17 protein-coding genes are annotated in these 15,541 nt (G+C 55.1%); 15 read left to right on the top strand and 2 right to left on the bottom strand.

The annotated features are described in order from the left end of the window. Positions 1-2: 2 nt before the first annotated feature. Together K5E19_RS03705 and K5E19_RS03710 are read left to right on the top strand one after the other, a co-directional pair. Positions 3-794 (top strand): PhzF family phenazine biosynthesis protein, encoded by a 792-nt coding sequence (locus tag K5E19_RS03705; protein ID WP_221550042.1) that lies wholly within the window; start codon positions 3-5, stop codon positions 792-794. 81 nt (positions 795-875) lie between these two features. After that, positions 876-1,358 (top strand): GNAT family N-acetyltransferase, encoded by a 483-nt coding sequence (locus K5E19_RS03710; protein WP_221550043.1) that lies wholly within the window; start codon positions 876-878, stop codon positions 1,356-1,358. Here the strand turns inward: K5E19_RS03710 and ptrR are convergent. Beyond that, positions 1,312-2,190 carry a putrescine utilization regulator PtrR gene (ptrR, locus tag K5E19_RS03715; RefSeq protein WP_221550044.1) on the bottom strand — a complete coding sequence of 293 codons (879 nt, stop codon included), beginning with the start codon at positions 2,188-2,190 and terminating at the stop codon, positions 1,312-1,314. The two genes, K5E19_RS03710 and ptrR, sit on opposite strands and share 47 nt — an antisense overlap. 99 nt (positions 2,191-2,289) lie before the next feature. On the opposite strand from ptrR, the gene sad reads away from it, so the two are divergent. The 9 genes from sad (at position 2,290) to K5E19_RS03760 (ending at position 12,239) form a co-directional block, all read left to right on the top strand. Continuing rightward, on the top strand, positions 2,290-3,678 hold the full coding sequence (gene sad / locus K5E19_RS03720) for a succinate-semialdehyde dehydrogenase (protein ID WP_221550045.1): 1,389 nt from the start codon (positions 2,290-2,292) through the stop codon (positions 3,676-3,678). 122 nt (positions 3,679-3,800) lie between these two features. Then, complete coding sequence (locus K5E19_RS03725) at positions 3,801-5,390, top strand: methyl-accepting chemotaxis protein (RefSeq protein ID WP_221550046.1); 1,590 nt, start codon at positions 3,801-3,803, stop codon at positions 5,388-5,390. A gap of 62 nt (positions 5,391-5,452) precedes the next feature. Then, a complete protein-coding gene (gene glsB, locus K5E19_RS03730) occupies positions 5,453-6,379 on the top strand; it encodes a glutaminase B (RefSeq protein WP_221550047.1) in 927 nt (308 codons plus the stop codon). Further along, complete coding sequence (locus K5E19_RS03735; protein ID WP_221550048.1) at positions 6,379-6,735, top strand: DUF4186 domain-containing protein; 357 nt, start codon at positions 6,379-6,381, stop codon at positions 6,733-6,735. Before glsB ends, K5E19_RS03735 begins: the two co-directional genes overlap by 1 nt. 204 nt (positions 6,736-6,939) lie before the next feature. After that, positions 6,940-7,932, top strand: a complete 993-nt coding sequence (locus K5E19_RS03740; RefSeq protein ID WP_221550492.1) for a sensor domain-containing diguanylate cyclase — start codon at positions 6,940-6,942, stop codon at positions 7,930-7,932. 53 nt (positions 7,933-7,985) lie between these two features. Continuing rightward, on the top strand, positions 7,986-8,951 hold the full coding sequence (locus K5E19_RS03745; protein ID WP_221550049.1) for a sensor domain-containing diguanylate cyclase: 966 nt from the start codon (positions 7,986-7,988) through the stop codon (positions 8,949-8,951). A 77-nt stretch (positions 8,952-9,028) separates the two neighbouring features. After that, the gene (locus K5E19_RS03750) at positions 9,029-9,556 is read left to right on the top strand and encodes a GNAT family N-acetyltransferase (protein ID WP_221550050.1); all 528 of its coding nucleotides are present in this window, start codon (positions 9,029-9,031) and stop codon (positions 9,554-9,556) included. 116 nt (positions 9,557-9,672) lie between these two features. Beyond that, complete coding sequence (locus K5E19_RS03755; protein ID WP_221550051.1) at positions 9,673-11,124, top strand: tagaturonate reductase; 1,452 nt, start codon at positions 9,673-9,675, stop codon at positions 11,122-11,124. 200 nt (positions 11,125-11,324) lie between these two features. Then, positions 11,325-12,239 (top strand): bestrophin family protein, encoded by a 915-nt coding sequence (locus K5E19_RS03760; protein ID WP_182402167.1) that lies wholly within the window; start codon positions 11,325-11,327, stop codon positions 12,237-12,239. Here the strand turns inward: K5E19_RS03760 and K5E19_RS03765 are convergent. Beyond that, positions 12,227-12,775, bottom strand: a complete 549-nt coding sequence (locus K5E19_RS03765) for a GNAT family N-acetyltransferase (RefSeq protein ID WP_108417467.1) — start codon at positions 12,773-12,775, stop codon at positions 12,227-12,229. The genes K5E19_RS03760 and K5E19_RS03765 overlap by 13 nt on opposite strands. Positions 12,776-12,876: 101 nt before the next feature. Here K5E19_RS03765 and K5E19_RS03770 point away from each other — a divergent pair, with 101 nt between their 5' ends. From K5E19_RS03770 to K5E19_RS03785, 4 genes are all read left to right on the top strand, one after another. Beyond that, positions 12,877-13,464, top strand: a complete 588-nt coding sequence (locus tag K5E19_RS03770; protein ID WP_221550052.1) for a hypothetical protein — start codon at positions 12,877-12,879, stop codon at positions 13,462-13,464. Positions 13,465-13,472: 8 nt separating this feature from the next. Beyond that, the gene (locus K5E19_RS03775) at positions 13,473-13,943 is read left to right on the top strand and encodes a GNAT family N-acetyltransferase (protein ID WP_221550053.1); all 471 of its coding nucleotides are present in this window, start codon (positions 13,473-13,475) and stop codon (positions 13,941-13,943) included. A gap of 12 nt (positions 13,944-13,955) precedes the next feature. Next, positions 13,956-14,396, top strand: a complete 441-nt coding sequence (locus K5E19_RS03780) for a GNAT family N-acetyltransferase (protein ID WP_221550054.1) — start codon at positions 13,956-13,958, stop codon at positions 14,394-14,396. A gap of 145 nt (positions 14,397-14,541) precedes the next feature. After that, on the top strand, positions 14,542-15,537 hold the full coding sequence (locus K5E19_RS03785) for an alpha/beta fold hydrolase (RefSeq protein WP_042718096.1): 996 nt from the start codon (positions 14,542-14,544) through the stop codon (positions 15,535-15,537). Positions 15,538-15,541: the final 4 nt, after the last annotated feature.

Raw genomic sequence — 15,541 nt, forward strand, 5'->3', positions numbered from 1 at the left:
CCATGCAGGAAATAGATTTTTATCTGGTAGATGCCTTCAGCGACAGGGCGTTCGGTGGCAATGCGGCGGCGGTTTGCCCGCTGGAAGAGTGGCTCCCGGACGAGACGCTGCTCAACATGGCGAAGCAGCATAACCAGTCGGAAACGGCCTTCTTCGTGCGTACGGATAGCGGCTTTGAGTTGCGCTGGTTTACCACGCTTGATGAAATTAACCTCTGCGGACATGCCACGCTGGCGGCGTCCCACGTCATTTTTGAATATCTCGACTACCCGCATACCGAAATCACCTTCTCAACGCGTTTTGTTGGCGACCTGACGGTGAAACGCAACGGGGACTGGCTGACGCTCAATTTCCCGGCATGGTCGACGGAGGTTGTCGACAATCCGCCCGCGTTACTCTTCAGCGCGCTGGGCATTAGCGGCGCGAAAGAGGTCCGCGCTGGGCGCGATTACATGGTGGTGCTGGAAAGCCAGCAGCAGGTGGAAGCCTTAACGCCGGATATCGCGGCAATGATCCCGCTGGATAAAATGGTCTGCGTCACGGCGCCGGGGGACTCGTATGACTTTGTCAGCCGCTTCTTCTGTCCGGGTGAAGGCGTGCCGGAAGATCCGGTGACGGGATCGGCGCACAGCATGCTGATTCCGTACTGGAGCGAAAAGCTGGGTAAAACCTCCATGAATGCCCGTCAGGTGTCAGCCCGCGGCGGGGATCTGCGCTGCGAATTGAAGGGTGATCGCGTGCTGATTGGCGGACAGGCGACGCTGTATTTGAAAGGGCGGATCTTTTTGCGCTAGCTGATAGCGATATAAGTTAACGCTATGAAACACAATGGCAGGGCTGCGCTATGTTAAAAGAAAAATAGCAAGGAGCCTGCCATGTATTCCATCACCTCTGAATCTGCCCGTCATCCGGACATCCTCACTCTGATTGCTGCCCTTGACCGCTATCAGAGCGAACTTTACCCCGCAGAAAGCAACCACCTGCTCGATTTGGCCGATCTGCCGGACGCGTCGCTGATTTTGATGATTATTCGCGACCAACAGCTCAACGCCGTCGGGTGTGGTGCCGTGGTGCTGAACGGTGACGGCACGGGAGAGATGAAGCGGGTGTATATCGACCCGACCCACCGTGGGCAGCATCTTGGGGAAAAGCTGCTGGCCGCCCTTGAGGATGAGGCCCTGAGCCGGGATTGCCATACCCTCCGGCTGGAAACGGGGATCAAACAGCATGCCGCTATCCGTCTGTATCAGCAGTGCGGATACGAACTGCGGCCGGCGTTTGCCCCGTACGTTGAAGATCCGCTAAGCCTGTTTATGGAGAAGGCGCTGGTGGTTGACGTTCGTTTAGCAGCTCTATAAAGGCTTCAAGCTGGCGAGTCATCGCCCCGCGCCGCCACACCAGCCAGGTGGTGAGCCAGCGCCAGTTTTCCGCCAGCGGCCACGCTTCAACCTGATGGTGCCCCGGCATGCTCTCCAGCATCGATCGGGGCATTAATGCGATGCCCGCCCCGGCAATCACGCAGGCGAGCATGCCGTGATACGACTCCATCTCATGAATACGCCCCGGCGTGGCTCTGTCGGCATGAAACCAGCTTTCAAGATGTCGGCGATAGGAGCAGTTCGCGCGAAAAGCGTAAACATCGCTGCCGCTGACCTGGGTGGCTTTTGAGACTTCAACGTGCCCGGCGGGCGTCACCAGCATCATCTCTTCCCGATAAACCGGCATCCCTTCCAGCTCCGGATGGGATAGCGGCCCGTCAACAAATGCGGCGCTCAAGGTGCCTTCCAGTACCCCATCAATCATCGTCCCGGATGGCCCGGTGGACAGCGCAAACTGAATGCGCGGATAGCGCTGGTTAAACTGTGCCAGACTCTCCGGGATGCGCACGGCGGCTGTGCTCTCCAGCGCGCCGAGGGCAAACAGCCCCTGCGGTTCGTCCCCGGCGACAACCATCCGCGCCTCGTCTACCAGCGCCAGGATCTGCCTGCTGTAGCGCAGAAAATTATGCCCGGCTGGCGATAAGCGCAAGCGCTGGTTCTCTCGGATAAACAGCTCGACACCGAGATCCGCTTCAAGCTGGCGGATGCGGGTGGTCAGGTTCGACGGCACACGATGCACCTTCTGCGCCGCCTGAGTGATGCTGCCGGTTAGCGCGACGGCGTTAAACATTTCAAGCTGAGTTAAGTCCATAGCGTTCTCGATTCGTGAATAAGGTGGTCATTATTATTCATTTTTAAGAAATAGCAGAGTGGGCCACAATGAATCAACTGTTATTGCGAGGAGAACATCATGACCCTTTCATCTGCTACTCATGCACGCTCTGTAAACCCGGCGACGGGCGAAACCCTGGGCACGTATCCCTGGGCGACAGCCGACGATGTCGAACGCGCCATTGCCCAGGCCGATGCGGGCTTTCGCCAGTGGCGTCGCGAAAGCGTTTCCCATCGCGCACAGAAGCTGCGCGATCTGGGCGCCGCTTTGCGTAAACGCAGTGAAGAGATGGCGCGGATGATGTCCCGCGAAATGGGCAAACCCATTCTGCAGGCGCGCGCGGAGGTGGCTAAATCCGCCAGTCTGTGCGACTGGTATGCCGAACATGGACCGGCAATGCTGAATGCTGAACCTACGCAGGTCGAGAATCACAACGCGGTCATCGAGTACCGCCCGCTGGGGCCGATTCTGGCGGTAATGCCGTGGAACTTCCCGCTCTGGCAGGTGCTGCGAGGCGCGGTCCCCATTCTGCTGGCGGGGAACAGCTATCTGCTGAAGCACGCCCCGAACGTGCTCGGCTCCGCAGATCTGATTGCGCAGATTTTTGCTGATGCCGGTTTTCCTCAGGGCGTGTTTGGCTGGGTAAACGCCACCAACGACGGCGTCAGCCAGGCCATTAACGACCACCGCATCGCTGCAATTACCGTCACCGGCAGCGTACGTGCCGGGGCGGCAATTGGCGCTCAGGCGGGCGCGGCGCTTAAAAAATGCGTGCTGGAGCTGGGCGGTTCCGATCCCTTCATCGTCCTGGACGATGCCGATCTGGATCTGGCGGTGAAAGCCGCAGTGGCGGGACGTTATCAAAATACCGGGCAGGTTTGCGCGGCGGCGAAGCGTTTTATCGTTGAAGCGGGCGTGGTTGATGCCTTTACCCAACGCTTTGTCGATGCGGTCGCGGCCCTGAAGATGGGTTCGCCGGAGACGGAAGAGAACTATCTTGGCCCGATGGCGCGCTTCGATCTGCGTGATGAACTGGATCAGCAGGTGCAGGCGACGCTGGCAGAAGGGGCGACCCTGCTGTTGGGCGGAGAAAAACTGGCTGGGGAGGGCAACTACTACGCGCCAACCGTGCTCGGCAACGTCACCCCGAACATGACCGCGTTCCGCCAGGAGCTGTTTGGCCCGGTGGCGGCAATCACGATTGCCAGGGATGCGGACCATGCCTTAGCGCTGGCTAACGACAGTGATTTTGGTCTGTCTGCCACGGTCTTTACCGCGAACGACGCGCTGGCGGAAAAATTCTCCCGCGAGCTGGAGTGCGGCGGGGTGTTTATCAATGGCTACAGCGCCAGCGATGCCCGGGTGGCCTTTGGCGGCGTGAAGAAGAGCGGCTTCGGTCGCGAGCTTTCACATTTCGGCTTGCACGAGTTCTGCAACGTGCAGACGGTCTGGAAGGATCGCGTGTAATTTATCGCCCGCCTGTTATTTCGGCCCTCATTACGAGGGCCGTTGTCATTATTCTGCAATGGTTCTGTCATTTTCGTTTCGTAGACTCGCTCGCGTCTAACGTATTGTTACAGAAGAAAATTATGAACCTAACGCAAATTTTTCGCCGTATTGCGCAGCGCCTCATCCCCCGTCAATTTGGTCTGCTGGCCGGCATTTTTTGTATTATTGGGCTTTTCTCCGCACTGCAACTCTCCTGCACGCTTCTGCTCACCGCCTCTCTGAAAGATGCCCAGCGCAACGAACAGCATAACCAGCTGGCGTATCAGCAGCAGGGCAAACTGGATCAGGCGCGCGTTTCCCTGCTGGCCGCAAGCGATCTGCTTAATCGCTCCGGCGTCTGGTTTATGCAGGATAAAGAGACCGGCTCGGAAGGGAGCTGGCACAGTCTGATGGACGAGGCGCAAAAGGCGCTTGACGACTCTCATCAGGCATGGACGGCGTGGCTGGCACTCCATCCGGCGAAAGACGAGGCGCTGGTGAACAGCTATCAGCTTTTCTACGGTGCCATTAAAGAGCAGGCGGAAGGGTTGATTAAAACGAATTCCATTGATGCTTTTTTTGCTGTTCCCGCTCAGGCTTTTCAGACTGACTTCAACGATAACTATGCGCGTTACCAGCAGCTGAGCGAGAAACAGGCCATACAGGGGCGGCAGACGCTGGTGGCGCAGCTTTCGGATCTGCAAAGGCTATTCCTGTTTGCGCCCGTTGTCCTGCTGGCGATTGCCATTCTGGTCTGGTTCGGGATGGCGAGGTGGGTCATTACGCCGCTGCGTCGGTTGATTGCACATATCAACCAGCTTGCAGCGGGCGATCTGTCCGGTACACCGCCAGATATTGCCTGCTTCAACCGGGAGATTGACCAGCTCAGCGGCAGTGTAAATACCCTGCAGCATGGGCTACAGAAGCTGGTATCGCAGGTCAGCCACGCCACGACTTCAATGGTCGAGAACATTGGCTCCCTGGCGCAGGGGAATCAGAAGCTGTTTCAGCAGTCGGTACGTCAGGCGAAAGAGCTTGAGGATGTCACGGCGAATATCGCCGCGCTGGAAATGCATGTTGAAGGCAACACCGGCTATGCGAAACTCGCCAGCGCCCGCGCGGATGAGGCGCGTCATGCTGCGGCAGGCGGCGACCAGATGATGTCGACGGTGAATGCCTCCATGCAGGCGATCGTTGACCGATCCTCAGAGATGCGCGGGATCGTCGCCATGATCGACAGCGTGGCGTTCCAGACCAATATTCTCGCCCTGAACGCGGCCATTGAAGCGGCACACGCGGGCAATCAGGGGCGCGGCTTTGCCGTGGTCGCCCGTGAGGTGGGGCTGCTGGCGCGCAAAAGCAGTCATTCTACGCAGACCATTCAGGAACTGATCAATCACTCTTTGCAGGGTATTCATGATGGCTCAAAAGCGGTTAACCGGCTGGAAGATAACCTGCAGCAGGTTACCGGACTGGTGGCGAATTTAAGCAGCCTACTAAATGACATCTCCGCCGCCACGCTGAGCCAGGGGGAGAGTATTCATCAGATGACTCGCCAGCTTCACGCCCTGAATCAGGTGTCGCGTCAGACGGATGCGCTGGTGTCTGACGCGTCGGATGCCTCTGCGCGTTTGCATCAGGAGTCCGATAATTTGCTGGAAGCCGTCTCGCGTTTTCGTCTTCCTGCCTGACGCAATATATAAGCCTCTGTTATACTCGCAGCCCGTTTTAGCCTGAGGGCAAGGAGCAAAGTGTGGCTGCGGTTATCCATAATGAGATGCTGGACGATATTCTGGCGCAGGTCCGTCCGTTAATCGGAAAGGGGAAGGTTGCCGACTATATTCCGGCGCTGGCCTCTGTCAGCGGTACTAAGCTGGGCATCGCTATATGCACGGTAGACGGACAGCGTTTCCAGGCCGGTGACGCCACCGAGCGATTCTCGATTCAGTCCATCTCAAAAGTGCTGAGCCTGGTGGCGGCAATGCGTCAGTATGAAGAAGACGAGATCTGGCAGCGCGTGGGTAAAGATCCCTCTGGCCAGCCGTTTAACTCGCTGCTGCAGCTTGAAATGGAGCAGGGTAAACCGCGTAATCCTTTTATCAATGCCGGAGCGCTGGTGGTGTGCGATATGCTGCAAAGCCGTCTCAGCGCGCCTCGCCAGCGGATGCTCGAAATCGTGCGCCAGCTTTCTGGCGTGCAGAGCATTGCCTACAATCCGGTGGTCGCGCGCTCTGAGTTTGAACACTCGGCGCGCAATGCGGCGATAGCCTGGCTGATGAAATCCTTTGGCAATTTCCACAACGATGTGGCGACGGTTCTGCAAAACTACTTCCATTACTGTGCGCTTGAAATGAACTGTATTGAACTGGCGCAAACGTTTCTGTTCCTCGCGCATCAGGGGCATGCACCGCATCTCGATCAGGAGGTGGTGTCGCCGATGCAGGCCCGTCAGGTGAACGCCCTGATGGCAACCAGCGGGATGTATCAGAATGCCGGTGAATTCGCCTGGCGTGTCGGTTTACCGGCGAAATCCGGCGTGGGCGGCGGAGTCGTGGCCATCGTTCCCCACGAGATGGCAATTGCCGTCTGGAGCCCGGAACTCGATGAAACGGGAAATTCACTGGCAGGCGTGGCGGCACTGGAGAGACTGACCCAACGGTTGGGGCGCTCGGTTTACTGATGTCGAACCTGGATCCGTTATTTGCCCGCCTGTCGCGTTCAACGTTTCGGTCGCGCTTTCGACTGGGACCGAAAGAGCGGCAATACTGTTGGGAAAAAGGGGCTGAGACCATCGATCGCCATGCGGCGGATTTTGTTGCTCAGCGCCTTGCCCCGGCCCATCCCGCGAATGACGGCAAGCAAACGCCGATGCGCGGGCATCCTGTGTTTATTGCTCAGCACGCCACCGCCACGTGCTGTCGTGGCTGCCTGGCAAAATGGCACAACATCCCGCAGGATGTCGAGCTTACTGGGCAGCAGCAGCACTATATCGTCACCGTGATCCATCACTGGCTGGTCATACAAATGAATGCATGACGCGGGCGTGGAATTTTCCAGTTGTTCATACCCATACAGGGAGAATGCGGCCTTGATATATATGATTAAAAGATAAATTGCTTGCTAGGTATTTTTAAGCTCAATAAGATACCGCAAGAAACATATCGGAAAAATCTTAGTATGAATGCCACAGACAAACTCAGTCCCAAGCCTGGCTTTCCCGGTCGTCGGTTTGTCAAACGTATGTATCTGATGCGTTTACTCGGCACATTTCTCTGTTTTTTTCCTGTCCTGTCCGTATTGATTGAACACCATCGCTCGGTCTGGCTGATGATCCTGCTAGGAGCGAATGCCTTTATTTGGCCAACGGTGGCCTGGCTGCGGGCACGTCGTTCACCGACGCCCCTGACGACCGAGCACCAGCACCTGGTGCTGGATGCAGGCGCGGGGGGCTTTTGGATCGCGATGATGGCGGTTAACCCGCTAACGTCGGTTGTGATTGCGACCATTTTGCTTTCTGACAGGCTTTCTGCAGGCGGTTTTACACTGCTGAAAAAGGCCGCCGCCCTGATGCTGGGCGTATTCCTGGTGACCTGGCTGACGCAGGGGATGCCGGTAGACGGGTACGTTTCCCAGCGAACAATGTTTGCAACCTTACCGCTGATCGCTATTTATCTGCTGGCCATGAGCATGCTGACCGACAGTATTGCGCGGCGTTTGCGGATAAAAAGCCGCGAGCTGGAGCGGATCGCCATGATGGATCCGCTGCTGGATATCGCCAACCGTCGTCTGCTGGAAACACGTATCGATCATGAACTGAATAAACTTCGTCAGACGTGCCGTGAATCTGCTTTGATGTTTATTGATATCGACAACTTTAAAGATGTAAATGACCGCTTTGGCCATAAGGTGGGCGACGCGATGCTGGCGACGGTATCGAACATCCTGCATCTGGCCACACGCCCTACGGATACCCCAGCGCGTCTGGGGGGCGACGAATTTGTCATTTTGCTCCCGGATACCAGCGTGGATGAGGCCCAGATTGTGGCTACCCGCATTATGGACGCGGCGGCAGTAATGAAGGATGTGGCACAAGAGGCCGTGCATTGCACCCTCAGTATCGGTATCGCCTGCGCAACGCGAGACACAAGCAGCGTGGCCGACTGGCTGCAGGCCGCCGATAGTGCCCTTTACCATGCCAAGCGTGAAGGCAAGAACAGAATATTCGCACACTGACAATGTCTCTGTTTAAGCTACGCTTTTAATAACGCAAAGCGTCAGGAGACGTTATGAAAGCACCTGTAACCCCCGCTAATGAAACAGAACGCCTGAACTCGCTGCGCGAGTCCGGCCTTCTTGAGATCGACAATTCCGTGGCATTTGACCGACTGACGCGTCTGGCTAAACGTTTTTTCCAGGTGCCGCTGGCGATGGTCAATCTCATTGATGAACATTCACTTATTGTGAAATCCGCCGATGGTCAGGCGCCTGACACCGTTCCGCGCAATATCTCTTTTTGTGGTCACACGATCCTCAGCGAAGCGCCGCTGGTGGTGAGTGATATGCTTCAGGACGACCGTTTTGCCGATAACCCGCTGGTGGCAGGCGACCCAAGGGTTCGCTTCTACGCGGGTTTTCCGCTGCGCTTACGTGACGGGGCGAGCGTTGGGTCTCTGTGCCTTATCGATTTCGCGCCACGTGAGTTTTCCGCGGCGGATCTCGCCGTATTAGGGGACCTGGGCGCGCTGGCGGAAGATGAATTTGCCGCAGTCAGCGCGGCAACCACCGACGAACTCACCGGTTTATACAATCGCCGCGGGTTCAACCAGTTTGTTCGCTTCACCCTTTCTGTTGCCAGACGTCGGGCGGAGCCGTTAACCCTGGGATGGCTGGATCTCGATCGTTTTAAAGAGATCAACGATCGTTATGGCCACGAGGAGGGCGACAAGGCATTGAAAGCGATGGCTTCCCTCATGCAGGCCTCTTTCCGCGAGGCTGACCTGCTGGTGCGCTTTGGTGGCGACGAGTTCGCGGTGCTGTTTGCCGATACGGATGAGCAGGGCGCCTGGATAGCGATGCAGTATTTGATCGAACAGGTAGAGAGCTATAACGCGCGTCAACTGCACCCCTGGTCGCTGCATTTCTCCTGGGGCTTGAGTGAGTTCGACCATAACAGCAACGATATTCAGCAGTGGTTGAAAAATGCCGATCGGAAAATGTATGCCATGAAACAGCAGAGGCACACTGAGCCATAACAAAATCCTATGCACCACGTTATTGCGTTACGGAAATGTTAATAGCAATCTGGAGAGATTCATTAAAAGGAATAAACATGAACTCTCCACTGCATATTAAAACCCTCTCCCGGGACGACATTCTGTCCCACATCGATGCGCTGGCCGAAATCCTCGAAAACTGTGTGAACGGCGGCGCATCCGTCAGCTTTATGCTGCCTTTTAGTCACGACAAAGCGCGCACGTTCTGGCGCGGGATTGCTGAAAGCGTTGGCCGCCATGAGCGTACCGTACTGGCGTGCGTTGACGAGCAGGATGGCATTATTGGAACGGTACAGCTCATTACCGATCAGCCGGAAAATCAGCCGCACCGCGCGGATGTCGCAAAACTGCTGGTTCACGAAAAGGCCCGCCGTAAAGGTGCGGCAATGGCGCTGATGGAGACCCTCGAAGTGATTGCGCGCGAAAAAGGGGTATCGGTTCTGGTGCTGGATACCTCCACCGGCAGCGGGGCAGAGAGCTTCTACCAGCGGGCGGGCTGGCAAAAAGTGGGGGAGATCCCGCGCTACGCCCTGATGCCAGACGGTGCAATGACGGCCACATCCGTCTTTTATAAATTCTTATGATTATTTTTCACAATTGCCAGATGTGTTGATCCAGACAGGGGTTCTGGTCTGAAAGCTTTGATAAGTTATTACACCAATCTTATCAGGTTGTATGACTAATCGAAAAGGACCCCAATGTGAACACACTCAACCGACGTGATTTCCCCGGCGCTCTCTACCCTGAACGTATTATTCAGTTTGGCGAAGGTAACTTCTTGCGTGCGTTCGTTGACTGGCAAATCGACCTGTTAAACGAGCATACCGATCTTAACGCCGGTGTGGTGATTGTTCGCCCGATCCAGAGCGATTTCCCGCCGTCGCTCAGTACCCAGGATGGTTTGTACACCACCATCATTCGGGGCCTGAATGAGAAGGGCGAGGCGGTAAGCGATGCGCGTCTTATCCGCTCCGTTAACCGTGAAATCAGCGTCTACGATCACTATGATGAGTTTTTGAAGCTGGCCCACAACCCCGAAATGCGTTTTGTCTTCTCGAACACCACGGAAGCCGGTATCAGCTATCACGCCGCTGACAAATTCGACGATGCACCGGCGGTAAGCTATCCGGCGAAACTGACGAGGCTGCTGTTTGAGCGCTATAGCCACTTTAACGGCGCAGCGGACAAAGGCTGGATTATCATTCCGTGCGAGCTTATCGACTACAACGGTGAGGCACTTCGCGAACTGGTGCTGCGTTATGCGCAGGAGTGGGCGTTGCCGCAGGCGTTTATTCAGTGGCTAAATGACGCCAATAGCTTCTGCTCTACGCTGGTTGACCGTATCGTCACCGGGTATCCGCGTGACGAAGCGGCGGAGCTGGAAGCTCAGCTTGGCTATCACGATGGGTTTATCGATACCGCTGAACATTTCTATCTGTTCGTGATCCAGGGACCAAAATTACTTGCTGCCGAGCTGCGTCTGGATAAATTCCCGCTGAACGTGCTCGTCGTTGATGACATTAAGCCGTACAAAGAGCGCAAAGTGGCTATCCTGAACGGGGCGCACACCGCGCTGGTACCGGTGGCCTTCCAGGCTGGCCTGGATACGGTAGGTGAAGCGATGAACGATGCAGAGATTTGTGCGTTCGTCGAAAAAGCGATTTACGAGGAAATTATTCCGGTGCTGGATTTGCCGCGCGAAGAGCTGGAATCGTTCGCCAGCGCGGTGACGGGCCGTTTCCGTAACCCGTACATCAAGCACCAGCTGCTGTCGATTGCCCTGAACGGGATGACCAAATACCGCACGCGTATCCTGCCGCAGCTGCTGGCGGGGCAGCTGGCGACGGGTCAATTACCCGCGCGTCTGACGTTTGCGCTGGCCGCGTTGATTGCGTTTTACCGGGGTGAACGTCATGGCGAACGCTATCCGGTACAGGATGATGCGCACTGGTTGACCCGCTATCAGCAACTTTGGGCACAGCACCACGATAAGCAGATCGATACCCATTCACTGGTGGAAGCGGTGCTAAGTGAAAGTAATCACTGGGAGCAGGATTTGACGCAGGTGAACGGATTGGTAGAACAGGTTACGTTAGACCTTGAAACCATCCTGCATCAGGGGATGCGTGAAGCGGTAAAACCACTTTGCTAACGCGGTTACCCGGCTTCGGTCGGGTATTTTTACGATCCAATTTAGTTACAACATACTATTTGCTCTGTTTTTTTAAATCACTTCAACTCCGTGCGGTTTACGCTTGCCAGTTGAGAAAATGCAATGTTCTATTAACATGCTTGCAACCGTGAGAGCGATCACGTTTAATAGCCGCGCTCTTTTCCTTTCTGACACTGACTATGATTGTTCGTCCTAAACAGCACTGGCTACAACTGATATTTGTCTGGCACGGTTCGGTCCTGCCGAAAATCTACACCCGCTTGCTGCTCAACTTCCTGCTTTCCATCGCCGTCATCCTGATGCTGCCGTGGTATACCTCGCTTGGCATCAAATTTACCGTCGCACCCTTTAGCATTCTTGGCGTGGCGATCGCTATCTTTCTCGGTTTCAGAAACAACGCCTGCTATTCGCGCTACGTTGAGGCTCGCCAGCTCTGGGGGCAACTGATGATAGCGGCACGCTCGCTGTTTCGCGAGGTAAAAAACACCTTACCCGACGATAAACATCTGGGTGAGTTTGTGCGCCTTCAAATTGCCTTTGCCAACTGTTTACGCATGACGCTGCGTCGGGAAACAAACGCGGAACAGCTTTCACCTTATCTGGCGGCAGAAGATTTACGTAAAGTGATGGACGCCAACTCACCGGCGAACCGCATTTTACTGATTATGGGGGAGTGGCTTGCCTTACGGCGGCGTAACGGGCAGTTGTCAGATATCCTGTTCCACAGTCTGAATAACCGTCTGAACGATATGTCGATTGTCCTGTCAGGCTGCGAGCGCATAGCGACAACACCTGTACCGTTTGCGTACACCCTGATTTTGCATCGCACGGTGTATTTGTTCTGCATCATGCTGCCGTTTGCCCTGGTTGTGGATCTGCACTACATGACGCCGTTCGTCTCCGCGTTGATTTCCTATACCTTTATCTCGCTGGATACGCTGGCGGAAGAGCTCGAAGATCCGTTTGGCACCGAAGATAACGATCTGCCGCTGGACGCCATCTGCAACATGATGGAACGCGATCTGCTGCAGATGAACGATGAAGAGAACATTCCGGAAAGGTTGTTCCCGGATAAATACTATCAGCTGACCTGACGGGCATTCCACTCGTCACGGGTGATCTCCCACAGCTCGGAATCCAGCATTCCGCTGACGTAGGCTTTCTTTTCCGTTCTGATTAACCGCATGCCGCTGCTGTCTGAAATACGTCGGGAGCGGCTATTGGCGGCAGCCTTCGGGGCACGTAAAACGGGTTTGTTGAGCGTGTTAAACCAATAATCCGTCGCGGCAATGCTGGCCTCGCGCATAAACCCTTTCCCCTGAAACTCCGGCGCCAGCCAGAACCCGCGGTTGTTATCCTCGACGTCGTAGAGGCAGATAATCCCCATGAGCCGATCTGGCGCTTCACGACGCCGGATACTCCAGAACCAGGCAATCCCTTTTTCCATATCCGGCAGCGCCACGTTATTGACATAGCTTTCTGCACCGTTTTCCGGGTAGGGCCAGGGCACCGACGAAACCATATAGCGTACGATTTCCCAGCGCGGGTACAGCTGTTGAATCTGGACGGCATCTTCAGCAACCAGTGGTTTCAGCAGCAGGCGTTCTGTCGTAAGCGTCGGTATCGTCATTCGCGGATCTCCATATTTAAGCGTTATGCTTTTGTTTGCGTTCTGGTATTTTCATCACTATCACATTCTAATGAGTTGTGCAGTTCGCTGGCGGTATTCTGATGAGATTTCTGAGTTTTTTAACCGGACGTGTAGTCCAGGATCTCCTGCAGCATGGCAAAGAGATTGAGGTGGCTATTGCTCGTCATGATACCCGTCTTTTGAATCATTCCACTCCCGACCTGGAACAGTATTTTTCTCGTCCTCTCGACGAGCTTCCGCGTCAAAATCCTTACCCGATAGCGGCGCTGTTACCTCTGTTTTTAGTGGCATTTGCGTTAAATCTTCTGCCTTTTCTCCACACGTTGCAGGGGTTGTCGCCTTTACATCATGCACTGAGTTTTTTCGTACCGTCATTGATAATCCTTGTCACGCTCATTGTTAGTAGCGTGCTTCTTGCCCGAGGCGTGACGTCAGGTTTGCTGGGCGTTATGGCATTGTTCATCATTCTACTGGTCATGACCCTCGTTCAGGCGCTACATCTCCTGTTTTCTCATGGCGGAAGCCTTTGGCCAATTGTCATCGCATGCTTCACCCTGTTACTTTGCCGGGTGGTGATGAATAGCAGAGGTTTTGTGCTGTTTACCCTCTATTGTCGCACTCAGCGTCTTGCCAGACTGGCACGTGAAATCCGGTTAAAAAGCCGTTAAGGGGAGGTATGACGTTACGAAAAGCTAAACCGCAGGAAGCCGAAATACTCTGGGATATTCGCAATCAGGCGATTCGTCACGGCTGTAAAACCAGTTACGACGCGGATGTGATTGCGCGCTGGACGCCCGACCTTATGCCCGAACACTATCGAAAAATGGTCATAGATTACCCCTTTTATGTGGTGGAGGATGAAAAGGGCGACATCGCGGCGACGGGTTATCTCGATCTTGATACGCATAGCCTGGAGGCGATATTCACCTTACCTTCAGCATCCAGTAAAGGAATGGCGACACGGATCGTCGAGGCACTGATCAACGAAGCCCGCAGCCGTGGAATTACGCGTTTGCTGCTCGATTCCACGCCAAACGCCCGGTCGTTTTATCATAAGCTCGGTTTTGTCACGCTGGGCGAAAAGCATCATCACTCGCGTATGGCGGGTGCTGATTTACGCTGTTTTGAAATGGCAATCACGTTGTAATGTGAGGAACTCATGGCTGTCACGGTAAGATCGTTGCGCGCAGATGACTATTCCCAGTGGCGACCGCTGTGGGATGGCTATACCCATTTTTATGATTGCTACCTCGATGAGTCTGTTACCGCATCGACGTGGGAAAGGGCGCTCTCAGATAACTCACCCCTATTTTGCCGGGTCGTAGAGAAGGATGAACAGGTTATCGGTTTCGCGATGTGTATTCTGCATGAAGGCACCTGGTCGACAGCCCCCATCTGCTACCTGGAAGATCTGTTTGTGAATGCTGCAGAGCGCGGGGCGGGAGCAGGAAAGGCGCTGATAGATGCTTTGATTGCGGAAGGCCAGCGCGAAGGGTGGTCAAAACTGTATTGGGTCACCCGGGAGAGCAACCCGGCGCGTAAACTCTATGATCAATATGGTGAGGCTGACGATTACGTCCGATACCGCATAACCCTTTAACGTCATATCGCCTGTGTTTGTATCACACTGTATCAGCGTCCCGGATACATACACAGGCTTGCAATAAACCCGCTTTCGCACATATCCGCTATACAGTGACATGTTGTTATATCCCCGTGAAATGTACACAACCGGAGATATCAACATGTTTAGCAAACTCGCTTACTCGACTCTTGCATTGACCGTTTCTCTTGGCACCGTCATGTCCTGCCAGGCAGAAGCCACGGGCAACGACTTCGCCTCGGCATTTGATCACCCCCAGCAGATTAACGCAGGCGATCTCAACGTCGGCTATGTCGACATCGGACCGAAAACCGGCCAGCCGGTGATTTTGTTACACGGCTGGCCCTACGATATTCATAGCTATGCGGAAGTGGCGCCCGCACTCGCGGCAAAAGGCTATCGCGTTATCGTCCCTTCACTGCGCGGATACGGTACCACGCGGTTTATCTCGGATAAAACACCGCGTAACGGTCAGCCTTCCGCAATGGCGAAAGACGTTGTTAACTTGATGGACGCGCTGAACATTAAGCAGGCCGTTTTCGCGGGTTACGACTGGGGGGCCCGCACGGCGGATATCGTCGCCGCTTTATGGCCAGAGCGCGTTAAATCGCTGGTCTCGGTGAGCGGTTATCTGATCGGTAGCCAGGCCTTAGGCAAACAGCCCTTGCCGCCGAAAGCTGAGGTTCAGTGGTGGTATCAGTTCTACTTCGCAACCGAACGCGGCGCGGAAGGCTATGCAAAAAATACCCATGATTTCGCGCGTCTGATCTGGACCCAGGCTTCGCCGGACTGGAAATTTAGCGAGGCCACCTTTAACGCCAGCGCCAAATCGCTTGATAACCCAGACCACGTTGCCGTAACGCTCAGCAATTACCGCTGGCGTTTAGGCCTGGAGAAAGGGGAGCATAAATACGACCGCTACGAGCAGAAGCTGGCAACGCTGCCGAACATCACCGTGCCTACGATCACCATTGAGGGCGGTAATAACGGCGCGCCGCATCCTGCACCCGCGGCCTATGCCAGCAAATTTACCGGAAAATATGAGCACCGAACCTTTGGTGCCACTGTCGGGCACAATCCTCCCCAGGAAGATCCGCAGGATTTCGTTAAAGCGGTCGTCGACGCTGACGCGCTTTAAAATG

Origin of the sequence: Enterobacter sp. RIT637, assembly GCF_019718755.1 — a bacterium.
Lineage (GTDB): Bacteria > Pseudomonadota > Gammaproteobacteria > Enterobacterales > Enterobacteriaceae > Enterobacter.